The organism is Polaribacter sp. (assembly GCF_024639685.1).
GTDB lineage: Bacteria > Bacteroidota > Bacteroidia > Flavobacteriales > Flavobacteriaceae > Polaribacter.
Genome location: NZ_JAHEHX010000021.1, coordinates 147,367 through 165,196, shown reverse-complemented (window position 1 = coordinate 165,196; position 17,830 = coordinate 147,367). Strand labels below are relative to the sequence as shown.

At 31.9% G+C, this 17,830-nt stretch carries 16 protein-coding genes; 9 read left to right on the top strand and 7 right to left on the bottom strand.

The genetic code is table 11. The features are described 5' to 3' along the window. Positions 1 to 203: 203 nt before the first annotated feature. A complete protein-coding gene (locus tag Q0L44_RS10335) occupies positions 204 to 338 on the bottom strand; it encodes a hypothetical protein (RefSeq protein ID WP_296638141.1) in 135 nt (44 codons plus the stop codon). 77 nt (positions 339 to 415) lie between these two features. Between Q0L44_RS10335 and Q0L44_RS10330 the strand changes: the two genes are divergently transcribed. Then, positions 416 to 1,618, top strand: coding sequence for a DUF5723 family protein (locus Q0L44_RS10330; protein WP_296638140.1), 1,203 nt, complete (start codon positions 416 to 418; stop codon positions 1,616 to 1,618). Between the two features lie 212 nt (positions 1,619 to 1,830). After that, the gene (locus Q0L44_RS10325) at positions 1,831 to 2,439 is read left to right on the top strand and encodes a hypothetical protein (RefSeq protein WP_296638139.1); all 609 of its coding nucleotides are present in this window, start codon (positions 1,831 to 1,833) and stop codon (positions 2,437 to 2,439) included. 137 nt (positions 2,440 to 2,576) lie between these two features. Here Q0L44_RS10325 and Q0L44_RS10320 read toward each other — a convergent pair whose 3' ends face one another. After that, positions 2,577 to 3,848 carry a replication-associated recombination protein A gene (locus Q0L44_RS10320; RefSeq protein ID WP_296638138.1) on the bottom strand — a complete coding sequence of 424 codons (1,272 nt, stop codon included), beginning with the start codon at positions 3,846 to 3,848 and terminating at the stop codon, positions 2,577 to 2,579. Between the two features lie 74 nt (positions 3,849 to 3,922). Between Q0L44_RS10320 and Q0L44_RS10315 the strand changes: the two genes are divergently transcribed. Then, positions 3,923 to 4,594 carry a rhomboid family intramembrane serine protease gene (locus Q0L44_RS10315; protein ID WP_296638137.1) on the top strand — a complete coding sequence of 224 codons (672 nt, stop codon included), beginning with the start codon at positions 3,923 to 3,925 and terminating at the stop codon, positions 4,592 to 4,594. Here the strand turns inward: Q0L44_RS10315 and rlmB are convergent. The 5 genes from rlmB to Q0L44_RS10290 all read right to left on the bottom strand — a co-directional run bounded on the left by rlmB (position 4,587) and on the right by Q0L44_RS10290 (position 12,794). Beyond that, positions 4,587 to 5,330: a 23S rRNA (guanosine(2251)-2'-O)-methyltransferase RlmB gene (gene rlmB / locus Q0L44_RS10310; protein ID WP_296638136.1), complete on the bottom strand. Its 744-nt coding sequence runs from the start codon at positions 5,328 to 5,330 to the stop codon at positions 4,587 to 4,589. The two genes, Q0L44_RS10315 and rlmB, sit on opposite strands and share 8 nt — an antisense overlap. A 76-nt stretch (positions 5,331 to 5,406) precedes the next feature. Then, positions 5,407 to 6,141 (bottom strand): hypothetical protein, encoded by a 735-nt coding sequence (locus Q0L44_RS10305; protein WP_296638135.1) that lies wholly within the window; start codon positions 6,139 to 6,141, stop codon positions 5,407 to 5,409. Positions 6,142 to 6,197: 56 nt separating this feature from the next. After that, positions 6,198 to 7,688 (bottom strand): RagB/SusD family nutrient uptake outer membrane protein, encoded by a 1,491-nt coding sequence (locus Q0L44_RS10300; protein WP_296638134.1) that lies wholly within the window; start codon positions 7,686 to 7,688, stop codon positions 6,198 to 6,200. A gap of 25 nt (positions 7,689 to 7,713) precedes the next feature. After that, on the bottom strand, positions 7,714 to 10,983 hold the full coding sequence (locus tag Q0L44_RS10295; RefSeq protein WP_296638133.1) for a SusC/RagA family TonB-linked outer membrane protein: 3,270 nt from the start codon (positions 10,981 to 10,983) through the stop codon (positions 7,714 to 7,716). 161 nt (positions 10,984 to 11,144) lie between these two features. Beyond that, positions 11,145 to 12,794 (bottom strand): ShlB/FhaC/HecB family hemolysin secretion/activation protein, encoded by a 1,650-nt coding sequence (locus tag Q0L44_RS10290; RefSeq protein ID WP_296638132.1) that lies wholly within the window; start codon positions 12,792 to 12,794, stop codon positions 11,145 to 11,147. Positions 12,795 to 12,966: 172 nt separating this feature from the next. Here Q0L44_RS10290 and rpsL point away from each other — a divergent pair, with 172 nt between their 5' ends. From rpsL to rplD, 6 genes are all read left to right on the top strand, one after another. Continuing rightward, entirely contained in the window at positions 12,967 to 13,341 is a 375-nt protein-coding gene (rpsL, locus tag Q0L44_RS10285) for a 30S ribosomal protein S12 (protein ID WP_015482216.1), read from the top strand. 26 nt (positions 13,342 to 13,367) lie between these two features. Then, positions 13,368 to 13,847, top strand: coding sequence for a 30S ribosomal protein S7 (gene rpsG / locus Q0L44_RS10280; protein WP_296638131.1), 480 nt, complete (start codon positions 13,368 to 13,370; stop codon positions 13,845 to 13,847). Positions 13,848 to 13,852: 5 nt separating this feature from the next. Next, positions 13,853 to 15,970 carry an elongation factor G gene (gene fusA, locus Q0L44_RS10275; protein WP_296638130.1) on the top strand — a complete coding sequence of 706 codons (2,118 nt, stop codon included), beginning with the start codon at positions 13,853 to 13,855 and terminating at the stop codon, positions 15,968 to 15,970. 18 nt (positions 15,971 to 15,988) lie between these two features. After that, positions 15,989 to 16,294 (top strand): 30S ribosomal protein S10, encoded by a 306-nt coding sequence (rpsJ, locus tag Q0L44_RS10270; protein WP_015482219.1) that lies wholly within the window; start codon positions 15,989 to 15,991, stop codon positions 16,292 to 16,294. A gap of 287 nt (positions 16,295 to 16,581) precedes the next feature. Beyond that, entirely contained in the window at positions 16,582 to 17,199 is a 618-nt protein-coding gene (rplC, locus tag Q0L44_RS10265) for a 50S ribosomal protein L3 (RefSeq protein WP_296638129.1), read from the top strand. Next, positions 17,199 to 17,828, top strand: a complete 630-nt coding sequence (gene rplD, locus Q0L44_RS10260) for a 50S ribosomal protein L4 (RefSeq protein ID WP_296638128.1) — start codon at positions 17,199 to 17,201, stop codon at positions 17,826 to 17,828. Before rplC ends, rplD begins: the two co-directional genes overlap by 1 nt. Positions 17,829 to 17,830: the final 2 nt, after the last annotated feature.

The window sequence follows — 17,830 nt, the reverse complement described above, 5'->3', positions numbered from 1 at the left end:
TCAGTAGTTCCAGGTCAGTTTTTTAATGCTGCTGGTGTTCAAGAAACAAGTATTACATCAGAATCAGATTTTAGAGTTTTCGAAGATTCTTTTGTAAAGAATGATATTGTAAAGATAGATTTTAATACGCTAATTAAAAATGAGTTTGATAGAGGTTTTACTATTAATGTTTCTTTCTTAGATGATAATAATACACTTTTATATCAATTTACATCCATTGTAATTCCTGCAGGTGATTTAGAAAACACATTTACAGAAGAGGTTTTTATTAGTACAAATCCTGCAATTGTAAATACAACCAAAGTAAGAATTAGAGCAGAGTTAGAAGATACAGGCACGAATATGAATCCTAATGATACTAGTGAGTTTGAGTTTAAGTCTTCAGTAATACTTTATATAGAATCAGAACTTTAAGATGAAAAAACTTATTAACCTAGTTCTGTTTTTTATGGTGTTGCAAACATTAGCTCAGAACAAACAGATTCTTTATAATTTTGCAGAACTACCACAAACTTTGCTGTTAAACCCTGCTTCTGAAGTAAACTATAAATTTCATGTTGGTGTGCCTTTGTTATCTGGAATATCATCAGATTTTGGATCTAAAGGAGTGGTATTGTCTGATATTTTTGCCAATGATAATCGCTCTATTAATGATAAAATTGCAGAGGCCATTCGTAATTTGTCTTATAGAGATTTTACCAAAATAAATACACAGATAGAAATTCTAAATGCAGGTTTTAGACTTAAGGATGATTACTATTTAAGTTTTGGTTTTTATCAAGAATTAGATGCAATTGGGTATTACCCTAAAGATGCATTAGATTTTATTAGCGAAGGCAATGCACCTCATGTAAATAGAGCTTTTAGTGTAGCAGGTGTATGGTATAAAGCAGATTTTTTAGGCGTTTTGCATACAGGTATCTCTAAAAAAGTAGACGATAAGTTAACCATAGGAGGTAGGTTTAAAATTTATTCTTCTGCCTTAAACGTAGAATCGAATAACAATACAGGTTTATTTACAACAACTGGTGGAATTAATAATATATGCACCCATTATCTTACAGATGTAAATTTAAAGTTTAAAACATCTGGTTTAATAGAAAATAATGAATACATCACAGATGTTAATTCTTATCTTAAAAATACAGTTTTTGGAAGTAATTTAGGTTTGGGTATAGATGTAGGAGTAACCTATAGAATTACACCACAATTGGAGTTTTCAGGAAGTATTTTTGATCTTGGTTTTATCAACCATAAGAAGAATACCAAGAACACAAGTATTACAGGAAATTTTGTTTTTGAAGGTGTTGCATTAGAATTTGATAACGATAATAATTTTGAAAATTGGGATGAAATAGATCAGCGTTTTCAAGATGAAATTCTAGTGACAGATGATTTTGAATCGTATATTTCTTGGAGACCTACAAAATTGAATCTAGCCTTAAAATATAATTTTGGAGAGTATAGAAGTAAAATCTGTTATGACAATACTTATAAAAATTTTTATACAGATGCAATAGGATTGCAATTATATAATGTGTTTAGACCTTTAAGTTCACTATTAGCATTAACAGGTTTTTATGAAAAAGCGATTACTAATAAAATACACACTAAATAAACCTATACTATAGATGATTTTTCTTATACCAATGTTGGAGTTGGTTTATCAGTTCAATTAGGGAACGTTAATTTTTATGGATTGGTAGATAATTTATTAGAATATGGAGATTTGTCTTCTGCAAATAGCGCTTCTTTTCAATTAGGGTTTAACTTAATATTCAATTAAAATGATAAAAAAAAATACTTTTTACTTTATTACTTGGTGTGACAATGTGTATTTATAGTCAGCAAAGTAAGCTAGAGAAGTACCAATATATTATTGTACCAAATCAGTTTGATTTTGTGAATACTGTAGATGCTTATCAAACCAGTTCTCTCACAAAATTCTTATTACAGAAAAATGGCTTTCCTGTTTATTTGAGTAACGAAACTATTCCAGATCCATTAATAGAAAGTAAATGTGCAGTCTTAATAGTAACCATAAAGGTTGATTCTTCTATGTTACTAACCAAAAGTTATTTCGAAGCTAAAGATTGCTTTGGTAAAGTAATTTATACTTCTGGAGTAGGGAAGAGCAAGTTTAAAGATTATAAGAAAGCCTATCATGAAAGTATAAGAAAGGCACATAAAACCATGACTGATTTTAAATACAGTTATATAGATGTTAGTTTGATAAAGAGTAAAAACAAAGATGTAGTTGCTGCCAATATCTCTGATGAAACATATGAGATAACGATGAAGAATGAGAAGTTAGCAAAAGAAGTAAAGAAACAAAAGGTTTATAAAAAGGTGAAATTAGATTTACCAACACATGTTCTTTATGCACAACCCATAACTAATGGTTTTCAATTGGTCAATTCGAAACCAGAAATTGTCTAAACTTTATTAAAAACCAATAAGAGCAAAGTATATATCCTTAAAAATGAAAAAGGGATTGTATATGAAAAAGTGGGTAAGTGGATTGTAGAATACTATAAAGCATCAAACTTAATTCAGGAAGAACTACAGATAAAATTTTAGTAGTTGTACTTATTTTTCCAACGCTTTTTTAGAATCTCATTAAACTGATTTTCTCTTGCATTATTTCCTGGTTCGTATAATTTAGTGCCAGCTATTTCTTCAGGTAAAAATTCTTGTTCAGCAAAATTATTAGGATAATCATGTGAGTACTTATAACTTTTACCATAATCTAAATCTTTCATTAGTTTGGTAGGAGCATTTCTTAAATGAAGAGGGACAGATAAATCTCCAGTAGTTTTTACCAAGCTTTGTGCTTTATTTATGGCTAAATAAGAAGCGTTACTTTTTGCTGAATTGGCTAAATAAACCACACACTGACTCAAAATAATTCTAGACTCTGGATTGCCAATTACAGCTACTGCCTGAAATGTATTGTTCGCCAAAATTAATGCTGTAGGATTTGCATTTCCAATATCTTCAGAAGCTAAAATTAGTAATCTTCGTGCAATAAATTTTACATCTTCACCACCTTCAATCATTCTTGCTAAATAATATACAGCTGCATTAGGATCACTGCCTCTTATAGATTTAATAAAAGCTGAAATAATGTCATAATGCTGCTCTCCAGTTTTATCATATCTGGTTGTGTTTTGCTGAATTTTTTCTAAGACATAGTCATTGGTAATTTCTACAGTTTCTTCTGCAGATACCAGCAGTTCAAAAATATTTAATAATTTTCGAGCATCTCCTCCAGAAACACGCAACAAAGCATCAGTTTCAGAGAGTTTTATCTTTTTTGTGGCTATAATTACATCTTTTTGGATTGCGCGTTTTAAAAGTGCTATTAAATCGTCCTTATCAAAAGAATTTAAAATATAAACCTGACACCTAGATAAAAGTGCAGGTATTACTTCAAAACTAGGGTTTTCTGTAGTGGCTCCTATTAAAGTAACCCATCCTTTTTCTACTGCGCCTAATAAAGAATCTTGTTGCGATTTACTAAATCTATGTATTTCATCGATAAATAAAATAGGATTTTTAGCAGTAAATAAACCCCCACTTTTTTTCGCTTTTTCTATAACTTCTCTTACATCTTTTACTCCAGAACTTATAGCACTTAAGGTGTAAAAAGGTCTATTAGATTCAGTAGCAATAATATTGGCTAATGTGGTTTTTCCTATTCCTGGAGGACCCCATAGAATAAGAGATGGAATAATACCTTGTTTTATAAGATTGGTTAATATACCTTTTGGTCCAACCAAATGTTGCTGACTTATGTAATCCTCTAAATTCTTAGGTCTTATTCTTTCTGCCAAAGGTTCATTCATAGCACAAAAATACAAAGATTTATGACAGAAGTTGTCAAATTATCTTTTGGTTAGGTTTTTGTTTATTTTGGCATATGCAAGAAGCTGAGTTACAAAATAAAACTTCACCTTTTATAGTTCCTACTTTATTTATCCTTCTGATTTGGGGTATATATGCAATGGAAATAAAGTATGGTTTTAATTTAAATAAATACGGAATATTTCCCAGAACAATAGAAGGCTTAAGAGGCATAGTGTTTACTCATTTTTTACATAGTAATACAAGTCACTTATTCAATAATTCTATCCCCTTGTTTGTACTATTAAGTAGTTTGTTCTACTTCTATAAAGATATTGCCTTTAAAATTTTAATAATTGGTGGTTTATTAACGGGTTTGGCAACTTGGTTAATAGCTAGAGATTCCTATCACATAGGAGCTAGTGGAATCGTCTATTTACTATTTAGCTTTGTGTTTTTTAGTGGCATCATTCGAAAACATTATAGATTAGTTGCGCTATCGTTTATTGTAATTTTTCTTTATGGTAGTATGATTTGGTATGTGTTTCCTGTAAAAGATGGTATGTCTTGGGAAGGTCACTTATCTGGTTTTCTAGTTGGTTTAGTATTAGCTTTTATTTACCGAAAAAATGGTTTGGTAAGAAAAGATTATGAATTCAGTTCAACAGAGTTTGATTTGCTATTTGATGAAAATGGCTATCTAATTCATCCTGAAGAATCTAAAGAAAATCTTGATGTTATTAATTAATGCTTCTTTGTCTCACAGTTTCGTATAAAAATACACCACAAGCTACAGATACGTTTAAAGATTCTATATTACCTAATAAAGGTAACTTCGCTTTATAATCTACCATTTTTAAAACGGATGGATTAACTCCTCTATGTTCAGAACCCATAATCACTGCTATAGGCTGATTAAAGTTTACATCATAGATAGAACTTTCTGTTTTCTCTGTGGCTGCAACCGTTTTAATATTTGATGCTTGTAGTATAAAAAGTGCATCTTTGATATGATCTACTTTACAAATAGGCATTTTAAACGCTGCTCCTGCAGAGGTTTTTATGGTCTCTGCATTTACAGGGGCACTTCCATTTTTTTGGATTATGATACCATTAACTCCAGTACATTCTGCAGTTCTAATAATTGCACCAAAGTTTCTTACATCAGATAATTGGTCTAATATTAAAAAGAATGGGACTTTATCAGCCTCTAGGGTATCATCTAACAAAGTTTCTAAATCGTAGAAATCTATTGGAGAAATTTGTGCAACTGCTCCTTGATGATTACTGTTTTTTGATAACCTATTTAGTTTTTCTACAGGTACAGTACTTGTAGCAATTTTAGAGTCTTTTATTAGTTTATCTAATTCATAATACAAACTCCCTCTTAACCCTTTTTGCAAGTAAATTTTATTAATTGTTGAGCCGCTTTCAATTGCTTCAATAATAGCTCTTAATCCGAAAATGTTAGTTGTTTCTGTCAAAGTATTTTGTTTAAATAAAAAAAATCGTAATCAAAAATGATTACGATTTTTAAAATATTGTAATGTAATGTTTTGTTTAGTTTACAACAAATGTACTAGTTGTACCAGCACCATAATCACCATTCGTTGTAAATACTTGTACTCCGTTTACAGTGATTTCAACAGCTCCTGCACCATCTTGGTATCCATCATATATTTCAAATTTATAATTTCCGTTTACTAAACATGCCGCATCTCTTTGAGTACCAGTTAACCCAGCATAACCTCCAAAGGCAGCAGTTGCATTATTAGCCATTACTACTTCATCAAGGTCAGTGTTTATAATTCTCCAGTATACTTCTTCTGGATATTTATCTAGCTCTACTGCAATTTTAACTTTACCTTCACCTGCAGGACAACCCTTAGCTACGTTTAAAGTAATAGCTTCACCCACGCTCATTTCTTCACTACCAACCATTTCAATAGTTAATGTTTTATCAGAAATAATTTCTAAATCAGTTTCGTTGAACACTAAGTCTAAAGTTGCTTCGTTAGAATTTGCTGGAATTGTTACAGAAGTTGGCATTGTATAAGAAGCAGCAGAAATAGATCCTGATGCTGTTAAATTTATAGTTCTGTCCGTATCTGTAATGTCAGCTGTGTATACGCTAATAGATTTGTTATAGTTTTCTCCTGGTGTAACAGTTACATCAGTTGAAAAGTATGATTCAAAAGAAGCGTAAGGTGTATTTGGAGCCTCTACCTCTTCCTCACAACTACTAAATAAAGCTAAGCTTAAAAATAGTAATGTATATAATTTAAATTGTTTCATTCTTTTAAAATTTAAAATGAATAGGAGATTAAATAAATCTCCTATTCAAAAAGTTATTAGTTGTTTTGAGTTGATATGAAAGGGTTGAATTGAATCTCTCCTTCTGGAATTTCAAATGTCATACGCTCATCATTGTAAGGAATTGAAGTTCCAACAAAAGATAGGTGGTTAGACCCTCTAGTAACTGTAGCTTCATTACGCTTCATTGCTAAGTAGCTTTTTCCTTCTCCCCATAACTCTATTCTTGTCTGTAAATAGATTTCATCAGCTAATTGATTGTCGTTTAATCCACCAATATAAGATGCATCTGGAACTCTGTTACTAACTAATGCAGTTAATTCCGCTTTAGCTTGTGAAGCATTACCTGATTTTAGTGCATATTCTGCAGCTAATAAGTGCATTTCTGCAACTCTCATATAAACATAATCATCTTGTACAATTCTAGTAACACCATAACGTGTTCTAGCTGCATTGTAAAACTTACCTAAAGGCATAAGGTGTGCATATGTTCCTGGAGCATCATTAAATTGTGCTTTTCTAGCATCATTTGCTGGAATTGCATCAAATAATCCTTGATCCATAGATTTTGCATCCCCAAATGCTGGGTAACTGTATGCAAAGTAATCCATTTGACCCCACCATGAAACTAATCCTAAACCAATTTCATCATTTAAGTCAACGCCCCACATCCATCCTGGAGTGTTTACGTTTGTAAAGCCTCCAGTAATTTCAGAAGCACTCATTAAAGCATATCCGTTGATAGCTGCTTTAGCCATATTATACGCTTTAGTATAATCTGTACCTCTTGCACCTAACACATAAGCATAAATACCTTGTGCAACTGATTTGTTTATTTCAGTTTTATTACCTCTTGTAAATCCATCTAATAAAGAAATAGCTTCAGTTAAATCAGACTCCATAAGATCATATATCTCAGCAGCAGTAACTTTAGGACCATTTAAGTCCGTAGCACTTCTGTAGATTGGCAAAATTTCTTCTGCACCATTATATTCTTTTTGGAAAAACTGAGTTAAATAAAAGTAAGAATGAGCACGCAACGCTTTTGCCTGTCCCATAATTGCTTTATTAGCATCACTTTCTGGAGTTACATCTGTACCTCCTAATCCATCAATTACTTCGTTACAACCTCTTACAATTCTATAGTAATATCTCCATACTTGTCTGTTGTCTCCGTAAGTAAAATCTTGCGTAGATTGGTATTCAGTAATAGATGCTCTGTACCAACCATAAGTACTTGTACTTAAGGCCATATCTCCAGATAACATATCACTAAAAATATCATAAGATTTGTGACCAAAGTCATCATGTCCACTCGTTCCACCTGAACCAAAAGTAAAGGTTAAACTATATACACCACCCATTAATGCACCTGTAACTTCAGGGTCAATACTAGAGGCTTGCTCTAATTGTGATGATGTTAAAGAAGCAGATCCTTCTAAGGCAGGCTTCTCAAGAAAATCGTCTCCACAGCTTACTGTTGATATCGCTAATGCAGAGAGTAATCCGAATTTTATTAATTTATTCATGTTTTTTTAAATTTAAATTTTAATATTAAAATTTCACTCTAACACCTAATGTCATTGTTGTCATTGGCGCATAAAATCTTCGTCCAGAATTTCCAGTTTCTCTTGTATTTGGAAGGAAACCACGACGTGCAGTAGCATTAAATAAATTATCTGCAGAAAACCATATGTTCACAGTTTGTACAGAAATTTTATCTAAATATTGTTTTGGTATATTATATCCGATATTAACATTGTTTAATGCTAAGTAATCTGTAGAAGTTATAAATCTAGTTGATGTAGAAGTACCGTTAACGATAGCGTTATCAGTTAAAGCAGGAACATTAGTAATGTCTCCTGGTTTTTGCCATCTGTTAGCAATATCTTTGTGGAAGTTGTTACCAACTGCACCAAAACGATCTGACATTAATTCTGCATATTGTCCATCATAAGCATAACCTCCTAAACTATAGGTAAATTGTGTACCAAAGTTAAAGTTACCCCAAGTACCTCCTAAACGGAAAGCACCTCTTACATCTGCGATTGCAGATTTATCAGCATATACATCAGAAGCATCAGAATAAACCTTAGTAACTGTTTTCTTAATGTTTGCACCAGGAACTTTTTGTTCATATTCAACGATAGAACCAGTATTGTTAGTTATAGTAGCATCTTCAGGAACCCAAGATCCACTTGAATAAGAAGAAGGTTCTCCAGCATCTAAAACACCGTTGTTGTTTACGTCATCGTAGTATTGGTACCACATTGGTGCACCATCAGAAGGATCTACTCCAGCCCATTCTCTCATGTAGAAATCAAAAATTGATCTTCCTTTAGATCTTGCATAAGATCCACTTGGAGTTAATAATTGAGGCTCTCCAGTTGCAGGATCTAATGGCATTACAGTAATTTCATTGTTAACCATTTCACCGTTTACAGATAAATCTAAAGTAAAGTCTTTAGTATCTACTAAATGACCAGTAATATCAAATTCTAAACCAGCATTGATTAATTCTCCATCGTTAACTGTAATAGAAGAAATACCTTGAGAAGGTCCTACAAAACGGTTAAAGATTAAGTTATCTGTTAACTTGTTATAGTAGTCTAAGTTTACATCTAAGTATTTACCAAAACTCATTTCAGCACCAACTTGCAATTGATTAGTAGTTTCCCAAGTTAAATCTGGGTTACCGTTAGAACCAGGAGCTAAAGATATACTTCCACCTAAATTACCTGCATTATACGTGTTGTATCCAGAAAAGAATCCAACACCTGATTGGTCCCCTGTTATACCGTAAGAAGTTTTAATTTTTAAGAAGCTAAAGATACTGTCTTGTAAAAAATCTTCGTTACTTACTACCCAAGAAGCACCAACTGAACCAAATGTTCCCCATTTTTCATTTACGAATCTTGAAGATCCATCTGTTCTTACAGAAGCTGAAAAGAAATACTTTTGGTCAAAATTATAGTTGAACTGACTAAAGTAAGATTCAATTGTAAATCCACTAGTAGAGCCTGAAGGTAAACCTAAACTAGATTGGAAGTTATCTAAGTCATATAAAAATGGACTTACTTGTAATCCTTTTGAAGCTGAAGCAAAGTTTTGCTCAAAGTCATTACTTTCATGTGCTACTAAAGCATCAAATGAATGATCTCCCCAAGAATTATTATATCTTACAATCTGTAAAATGTTTTGTGTTATACTAGAAAAGTCATTGATTGTAATATCTCCACTAGTTGCTTGACCACCACCATAAAATTTGTTAGTGTAGTCTCTATTTTTTTGAGTTGCAAATTGAACACCATATCTAACTTCTGCAGATAAATTTTCAGTAAATTTAAATGTAGCAGAAAAGTTTCCATTCATTTCATGACGATTTGTTCCATTAAAGTCATACTTCGCTGAACCAATAGGGTTTAATCCGTTTGCATTTGGTCTATCTCTAAAACCAGAAAGAGAACCGTAATCATACTGGAATCCACCATAAAATAAATCAGGTACTAATTCAGCATTATCATCTCTTAAGAATACTGGGAAAATTGGAGCCATTTTGTCTGCAAATTCAAAAACGTTTTCTGAACCAGCAATTTGACCGTTTGCAACATTCTCAGAATATGCATAACCGATATTACTTTTTAATTTTAACCATGGCTTAATGTCACTGATTAAATTTAAACGAGTAGTATATCTTTTAAAACTAGTGTTAATAGAATATCCATTATCATCTAAGTAACCAAAAGAAGCAAAGTATCTAGTATCTTTATTACCACCACCCATTCTTAAGTTTGTTTCAGTTCTTATTGCTGAATCAAAAGCAACGTCTGCATATCTTAATGGCGTATACTTTCTTGTAACTCCTGGACGAACAGTTCCTGTAGTAGGATCTATTAAATCTGCTCCACTAGTAGCATTCCACATATTGTAACCTGGAGCTACATAGTTTCCTGTAAATAAGTTCGCATTAGCAAAGGCAACTGGATCAGGATTTCCTGTTACAACACCTCTGTTTTTGATTCCTTCCCATACATATCCAATGTATTCTTCAGGATCTGTAATAACATCATATCTAGGAATGATTTGATCATTAACACCTGTTTTGATATCTACCTCTATATAAGAGTTACTAGCAGTACCACCTTTTGTAGTAATTAATACAACACCATTTGCACCTCTAGAACCATAAATTGCAGTTGCAGTTGCATCTTTTAATATTGTTGTACTAGCAATATCACTTGGGTTAATAGAGTTGATACTCCCAGAAAAAGGAACACCATCAACTACGTATAAAGGAGCTCTGTTACCATTTACAGATCCATACCCTCTAATTCTAATTGCACCAACAGTACCTGGTTGTCCAGAACCATTAATTATTGTTACCCCAGCTACCTCTCCAGTAAGTGCCTGAGAAACGTTAGAGAAGTTTTTCACCTCTAGTTGTTCTTGCTTTACAACAGAAGCTGTTCCTACGAATGCTTGTTTAGTTGATGTACCATAACCTACAACAACTATCTCATCTAAAACATTTGCATCTTCAGCTAGTTTTACGTTGATTACGTTTGAAGCACCAACAGTTCTTTCACTTGCCTTATAACCTAAATATCTAAATACTAAAACATCTCCTGTTTTAGCTTGAATAGAATACTTACCATCAAAGTCAGTTTCTGTACCTTTTGTACTTCCTTTAATAATAATGCTAACTCCTGGTAAATTTCCTGATTCATCAGAAACTGTACCTGAGACAGTCTTCTCTTGTGCAAAGGATATTTGCACTACAAACGCTAGTAATAGCGTTAAAATTCCATTAAACTTTGTCTTCATTATATAATTATTTGAATTAATTAATTCCAAAAGTCTTAAATAAAACTTAAAAAAACAATTTTTTAACAATAATTTCTTTAAAATAATTTCATTATCTCAGTATTTGTGGGTTTGTATTCACAATAGTTTTATAAATTATTTGTGTAGAGTAGAATAAAACCTTAAAAATAATTCTTCCAACTTAAAAGAAGTTTTGCATTTTGAAAATTAATTTTTTCTTTATTCATCTTTCCTGTGGCTATCCCTAAATTTATTTGATAACGTTTTGTTTCGTATAAATATCCTAGCCCTAATCCTAATATAGAATTATGTTGTAAGTTGTGTTTATAGATCCCTATGTCAGTTATCGTGTATAAATAAGACGCTGTGTTTGTTTTGTGCCTATACTCGATATTAAAGTATGAATATTTGTCTGTAAATATGCTCTGTTCATTAAATCCTCTTATTGTATTAACACCTCCTATTCTAAAGAGCTCATTTAATAGAAGATTTTTTGAGTTTAAGTATCCTGTATTATTTTCTAAGTAAAAATGATTCCTATTGTTTAATGTGTAAGTGTAAGATATGTTGCTTGTAATTTTTTGTTGTTTTGTTTTGCTTACTGTTTCTCTAACACCAAATTCAGTAGAAATATTAAAGTCTATTTTACTTTTTGGGTTTATTTTTTTCTGGAACTCGTAGCCTATTCCAAAAAAGTAATTTTTATAACTCTCAATTTCAGTGTTTGTTAATGAATTGTTGTTTGAAGTTTCTATATCGTAACTTATAGAAAAATTATTTCTTGAGTTGAGTTTGTATCTAATTAAAGATCTAAGTTTGGTTGTAACAAAACTTGAGTCTTGTCTGTATAAAGAAAAATTTATTTCTGGAGATATAGTGCTTTTAAGAAAATAGGGAATTTTAGTAGAGAGATTTAGTTCTTGTCTGTTTTCGTCAATTTTATTCCAAATTAATTTAAATCCTTCTCCATAATTTAATGTGTTATTAAGTTCTAGGTTTAAGTTTCCATTAAAAAATAGTTTTCCATTTTCTTTTGATCCGAAATTTAGCAAGGCATCAATACTATTATTGTTTTTTTTTCTTAGGTAAAGATATATGTGAGTAGAATCTGGTTTAAATAAAACTTCAGGTTTTTTTAATTGTTCTATAAAATTAAGTTGATTTGTAAGTTCGTAAATTCTATTTATTTTTTTTTGATTAAAAATAACATCTTTATCAATTTTATAATAATTTCTTATAAATGACCTGGGAAAATCTTCATAACCCTTAATAATAATTTTTTGTATTTTTCTTTTTTCAGATTCCTTAATGTTAAGAGAGGCGAGTAAATAATTTTTATATACTCTGGTTTCTTCTAGATGAACTTCAGAGAATGATTTTCCTTCATTATCTAATTGTTGAGATATTTTTCTTAGGAAAAAATCCACCTCTTTGATTGGTAATTTTATAGAATCGTTTGTAATTTTAAATCCTTTTATTAAAAGTTTATCTATGTTACTAATATTTATAACTGCATAATCTATTTTTTTTCCTAAATTAAAAAATATTATGGCTTTTTTGTTTTTAAATACAGTGCTATCTATTTTATTGGTAAAATATCCAATTGTTTTTAGGTGTTTGGTTATTTTTTGAGTTTCTAATTTAATTGAGGATTTGTTTTTGTGTTTTTTTTGGTAATCAATATTATTTAATACACTTTTCTCATTTTTTTCATTTGACGTGATGCTAAGCTCTAAATTTTGACCAAAAAAATTTGTGGTAAAAAAGAGTATTGTTACATGAATTAAGATGAATTTTTTTCTGTTTTTCAAGGATTGTTTTTGAATCTCTTCAAAAGTAACTATTTTATTAAAATAGCTTGCAAAAAATCATTTTTAAAAAATAACTTATTGATATTTGAATAATTAGAAATTAATTGTACATTTGCGGACTCTTAAAAAAGAGCAAAGTTTAATTATAAACGAAAAACAGTAATTATTTAGTATGCCAACTATTCAACAATTAGTTCGTAAAGGAAGAACCAAAATAACTAAGAAGAGTAAATCGGCTGCTTTGCAGGGAAGTCCTCAAAGACGTGGAGTTTGTACACGTGTTTACACTACAACACCAAAGAAACCTAATTCAGCAATGCGTAAAGTTGCCAGAGTTAGATTGACAAATGGTAATGAGATAAACGCATACATTCCAGGTGAGGGTCATAACTTACAAGAGCACTCGATAGTATTAGTTAGAGGTGGAAGGGTAAAAGATTTACCAGGTGTTAAATATCACGTGGTACGTGGAGCATTAGATACAGCAGGTGTTGAGGGTAGAACCCAACGTAGATCTAAGTATGGTGCAAAACGCCCAAAAAAGTAAAATTAGTAACTTTTTTAATGTAAAACATGAGAAAAAGAGCAGCAAAAAAAAGAGTCTTATTACCAGATCCAAAATTTAATGATCAGTTAGTAACACGTTTCGTGAATAACTTAATGTGGAGTGGTAAGAAGTCAGTAGCATTTAAAGTATTTTATGATGCATTAGACATTGTAGAGGAAAGAAAAGGAGAAGGTGAAGAAAAATCAGCTTTAGAAATTTGGAAAGAAGGCTTGTCTAATGTTATGCCACACGTAGAGGTTCGTTCAAGACGAGTTGGTGGTGCAACTTTTCAAATTCCAATGCAAATTAGGCCAGATCGTAAGGTGTCTATGGCTATCAAATGGATGATTTTATATACTCGTAAGAGAAATGAAAAAACCATGGCACAGCGTTTAGCGGCTGAAATTTTAGCTTCGGCTAAAGAAGAAGGTGCTGCTGTTAAGAAAAGAGTAGATACTCATAAGATGGCAGAAGCAAACAAAGCATTCTCACACTTTAGATTTTAATACAAATGGCTAGAGATTTAAAATATACAAGAAATATTGGTATTGCAGCACATATTGATGCAGGTAAGACCACAACTACGGAGCGTGTATTGTATTATACAGGAGTTTCTCATAAAATTGGAGAAGTTCATGATGGTGCAGCTACTATGGATTGGATGGAGCAAGAGCAAGAAAGAGGTATTACAATTACTTCTGCTGCTACAACTTGTACTTGGCAGTTTCCATTAGAGAATGCCCAGCCAACACCAGAAACTAAAGGATATCATTTTAATATTATTGATACTCCTGGTCACGTAGATTTTACTGTTGAAGTAAATAGATCTTTACGTGTATTAGATGGTTTGGTTTTTTTATTTTCTGCTGTTGATGGTGTAGAGCCACAGTCAGAAACAAACTGGAGATTAGCTGATAACTACAAAGTGCCAAGAATCGGATTTGTTAACAAAATGGACCGTCAAGGTTCTGATTTTTTAGGAGTTTGTCAGCAAGTAAAAGATATGTTAAAATCTAATGCTGTGCCAATTGTTTTAAATATTGGTGAAGAGGATGATTTTAAAGGTATTATTGATTTAGTAAAAAACCGTGCTATTGTATGGCATGATGAAACTCAAGGAGCAACTTTTGATGTTATTGAAATTCCTGAAGAATTAAAAGCTGAAGCAAAAAAATATAGAGCTTTATTAATTGAAGAAGTAGCAAGTTACGATGAGAACTTACTAGAAAAATTCATGGAAGATGAAGATTCTATTACTGAAGAAGAAGTACATGCTGCTTTAAGAGCTGCTGTTATGGATATGGCTATCATACCTATGATTTGTGGTTCAGCATTCAAAAATAAAGGTGTTCAGTTCTTATTAGATGCCGTTTGTCGTTATTTACCTTCTCCTACTGATAAAGAAGGTATTGTAGGGGTTAATCCAGATACAGAGGAGAAAGAATTACGTAAACCAGATGTAAAGGAGCCTTTTGCTGCTTTAGCATTTAAGATTGCTACAGATCCTTTTGTAGGTCGTTTAGCATTTTTTAGAGCTTATTCAGGTCGTTTAGATGCTGGTTCTTATGTTCTAAATAACAGATCTAACAAGAAAGAGCGTATTTCACGTATCTATCAAATGCATGCTAACAAGCAAAATGCAATTGATTTTATTGAAGCTGGAGATATAGGTGCTGCTGTAGGTTTTAAATCTATTAAAACAGGAGATACTTTATCTGATGAAAAGCATCCTATTGTCTTAGAGTCAATGGATTTTCCAGATCCAGTAATTGGTATCGCTGTTGAACCAAAAACTAAAGCTGACGTTGATAAGTTAGGTATTGGTTTAGGTAAATTAGCAGAAGAAGATCCTACGTTTACAGTTAGAACAGACGAAGCTTCAGGTCAGACTATTATTTCTGGTATGGGTGAGTTACACTTAGATGTAATTGTAGATCGTTTAAAGCGAGAATTTAAAGTTGAAGTTAACCAAGGTCAACCTCAAGTAGAGTATAAAGAAGCTATTACTGCAGCTGCAGATCACAGAGAAGTTTATAAAAAGCAATCTGGTGGACGTGGTAAGTTTGCAGATATTGTATTTACAATGGAGCCAGCTGACGAAGGTATTCAAGGTTTACAGTTTTCATCTATCATTAAAGGTGGAAACGTGCCAAAAGAATTTGTTCCTTCAGTAGAGAAAGGTTTCAAGGAAGCAATGAGAAATGGACCATTAGCAGGTTATGAGATGGATTCTATGAAAGTTACTTTAAAGGATGGTTCATTCCACGCAGTGGATTCAGATCAACTATCTTTTGAGTTAGCTGCAAAATTAGGATATAAAGCTGCCGCAAAAGCTGCAAAAGCGAAAATCATGGAGCCGTTAATGAAGTTAGAAGTATTAACTCCAGAAGAAAACATGGGAGATATTGTTGGTGATCTTAACAGAAGAAGAGGTCAAGTAAACGATATGTCAGATAGAGCTGGTGCTAAAGTTGTAAAAGCTGTAGTTCCATTATCAGAAATGTTTGGTTATGTTACTGCTTTAAGAACAATGTCTTCTGGTAGAGCAACATCAACAATGGAATTTTCTCACTATGCAGAAACTCCTTCTAATATTTCAGAAGAAGTAATTGCTGCTGCTAAAGGATAATCTACTAAAATAAATAAGATGAGTCAAAAAATTAGAATAAAATTAAAGTCTTACGATTACAATTTAGTAGATAAGTCTGCTGAAAAGATTGTAAAGACAGTTAAAAGTACTGGAGCAATAGTTAATGGTCCAATACCTTTACCAACGCATAAAAAGATTTTTACCGTTTTACGTTCACCACACGTAAACAAAAAATCTAGAGAGCAATTTCAATTAGCCGCTTACAAAAGATTATTAGATATTTATAGTTCTTCTTCGAAAACTATTGATGCTTTAATGAAGCTTGAGTTACCAAGTGGTGTCGAAGTAGAAATCAAAGTGTAAGTATTGTTTAAAAACTTTTGATTTAACAATTTTGTTAAATCAAAAGTTTTTAATACTTTTGCAACCCGAAATAGAGTAAGGTTAACAATTTTACTTCCTTTTTAGTTGTAAAATTACATGTCCAGAGCGTTTCGCAAAGGAAAAACGGAAAAACAAAATCAGCGTTGAATTTGTTTTAACGCTTTTTTTTTAAGCAAAGGTGAAAGACAGAACGAAACATTTGTTTCAAACAATTAGTAGAAATAGACGCGCTGGAAAATAATCTATCGTCTTAAAATTTAAAATTAATGTCTGGGTTAATAGGTAGAAAGATTGGAATGACCAGCTTATTTGATGAAAATGGAAAGAATATTCCATGTACAGTAATCGAAGCGGGTCCTTGCGTTGTTACCCAAGTCAGAACCGAAGAGGTTGACGGATACAATGCGTTACAACTTGGTTTCGATGACAAAAAAGCAAAGAGTTCTAACAAAGCGTTAGACGGTCACTTTAAAAAAGCTGGCACCACTGCTAAGAAAAAAGTTGTTGAATTTCAAGGGTTTGAAAATGAGTATAAATTAGGTGATACTATTACTCTAGAGCATTTTGATGAAGGAGAGTTCGTAGATATTTCTGGAACTTCTAAAGGTAAAGGTTTTCAAGGTGTTGTTAAGCGTCATGGTTTTGCTGGTGTGGGTCAAGCTACTCATGGTCAACACAACCGTTTAAGGGCCCCTGGTTCTATTGGTGCTGCATCTTATCCTGCAAGAGTGTTCAAAGGAATGCGAATGGCAGGTAGAATGGGTGGAGAGAAAGTGAAAGTACAAAACTTAAGAGTGTTAAAAGTAGTTGCTGAAAAGAACTTACTTGTTGTTAAGGGAGCAGTTCCTGGGCATAAAAACGCTTTTGTAACTATTCAGAAATAATGAAAGTAGCAGTTTTAGATATTACAGGAAAAGATACAGGTAGAAAGGTTGAGCTTTCTAAAGATGTATTTGGTATTGAACCTAATGATCATGCGATTTATTTAGATGTAAAACAGTATTTGGCAAATCAGCGTCAAGGTACACATAAATCTAAAGAAAGAGCTGAAATTGTTGGTTCTACTAGAAAGATAAAAAAGCAAAAAGGTACAGGTACTGCAAGAGCAGGATCTATTAAGTCTGGTGTTTTTAGAGGTGGTGGTCGTATGTTTGGACCAAGACCAAGAAGTTATTCTTTTAAGTTAAATAAAAATTTAAAGCGTTTAGCTAGAAAATCTGCTTTAAGTATACAGGCAAATGATAAAAATTTAGTAGTTCTTGAAGATTTCAATTTTGATTCTCCAAAGACTAAAAATTTCGTTGACGTATTAAAATCATTGAAATTAGACTCTAAAAAATCATTATTTGTTTTAGATGGTGAAAATTCAAACGTATATTTATCATCACGTAACATTAAAAACTCTAAAGTAATTAAGGCTTCAGAAATTAATACTTATGGTGTTTTAAATGCTAATAAGATTGTATTAACAGAAGGTTCTTTAGAAGGAATTAATTCAAATTTAAGCAAATAGGG

Coding starts and splice junctions, on each gene's coding strand:
- Q0L44_RS10330 (WP_296638140.1), top strand. CDS start 416: ATGAAAAAACTTATTAACCTAGTTCTGTTTTTTATGGTGTTGCAAACA.
- Q0L44_RS10325 (WP_296638139.1), top strand. CDS start 1,831: ATGTGTATTTATAGTCAGCAAAGTAAGCTAGAGAAGTACCAATATATT.
- Q0L44_RS10320 (WP_296638138.1), bottom strand. CDS start 3,848: ATGAATGAACCTTTGGCAGAAAGAATAAGACCTAAGAATTTAGAGGAT.
- Q0L44_RS10315 (WP_296638137.1), top strand. CDS start 3,923: ATGCAAGAAGCTGAGTTACAAAATAAAACTTCACCTTTTATAGTTCCT.
- Q0L44_RS10305 (WP_296638135.1), bottom strand. CDS start 6,141: ATGAAACAATTTAAATTATATACATTACTATTTTTAAGCTTAGCTTTA.
- Q0L44_RS10300 (WP_296638134.1), bottom strand. CDS start 7,688: ATGAATAAATTAATAAAATTCGGATTACTCTCTGCATTAGCGATATCA.
- Q0L44_RS10295 (WP_296638133.1), bottom strand. CDS start 10,983: ATGAAGACAAAGTTTAATGGAATTTTAACGCTATTACTAGCGTTTGTA.
- rpsL (WP_015482216.1), top strand. CDS start 12,967: ATGCCAACTATTCAACAATTAGTTCGTAAAGGAAGAACCAAAATAACT.
- rpsG (WP_296638131.1), top strand. CDS start 13,368: ATGAGAAAAAGAGCAGCAAAAAAAAGAGTCTTATTACCAGATCCAAAA.
- fusA (WP_296638130.1), top strand. CDS start 13,853: ATGGCTAGAGATTTAAAATATACAAGAAATATTGGTATTGCAGCACAT.
- rpsJ (WP_015482219.1), top strand. CDS start 15,989: ATGAGTCAAAAAATTAGAATAAAATTAAAGTCTTACGATTACAATTTA.
- rplC (WP_296638129.1), top strand. CDS start 16,582: ATGTCTGGGTTAATAGGTAGAAAGATTGGAATGACCAGCTTATTTGAT.
- rplD (WP_296638128.1), top strand. CDS start 17,199: ATGAAAGTAGCAGTTTTAGATATTACAGGAAAAGATACAGGTAGAAAG.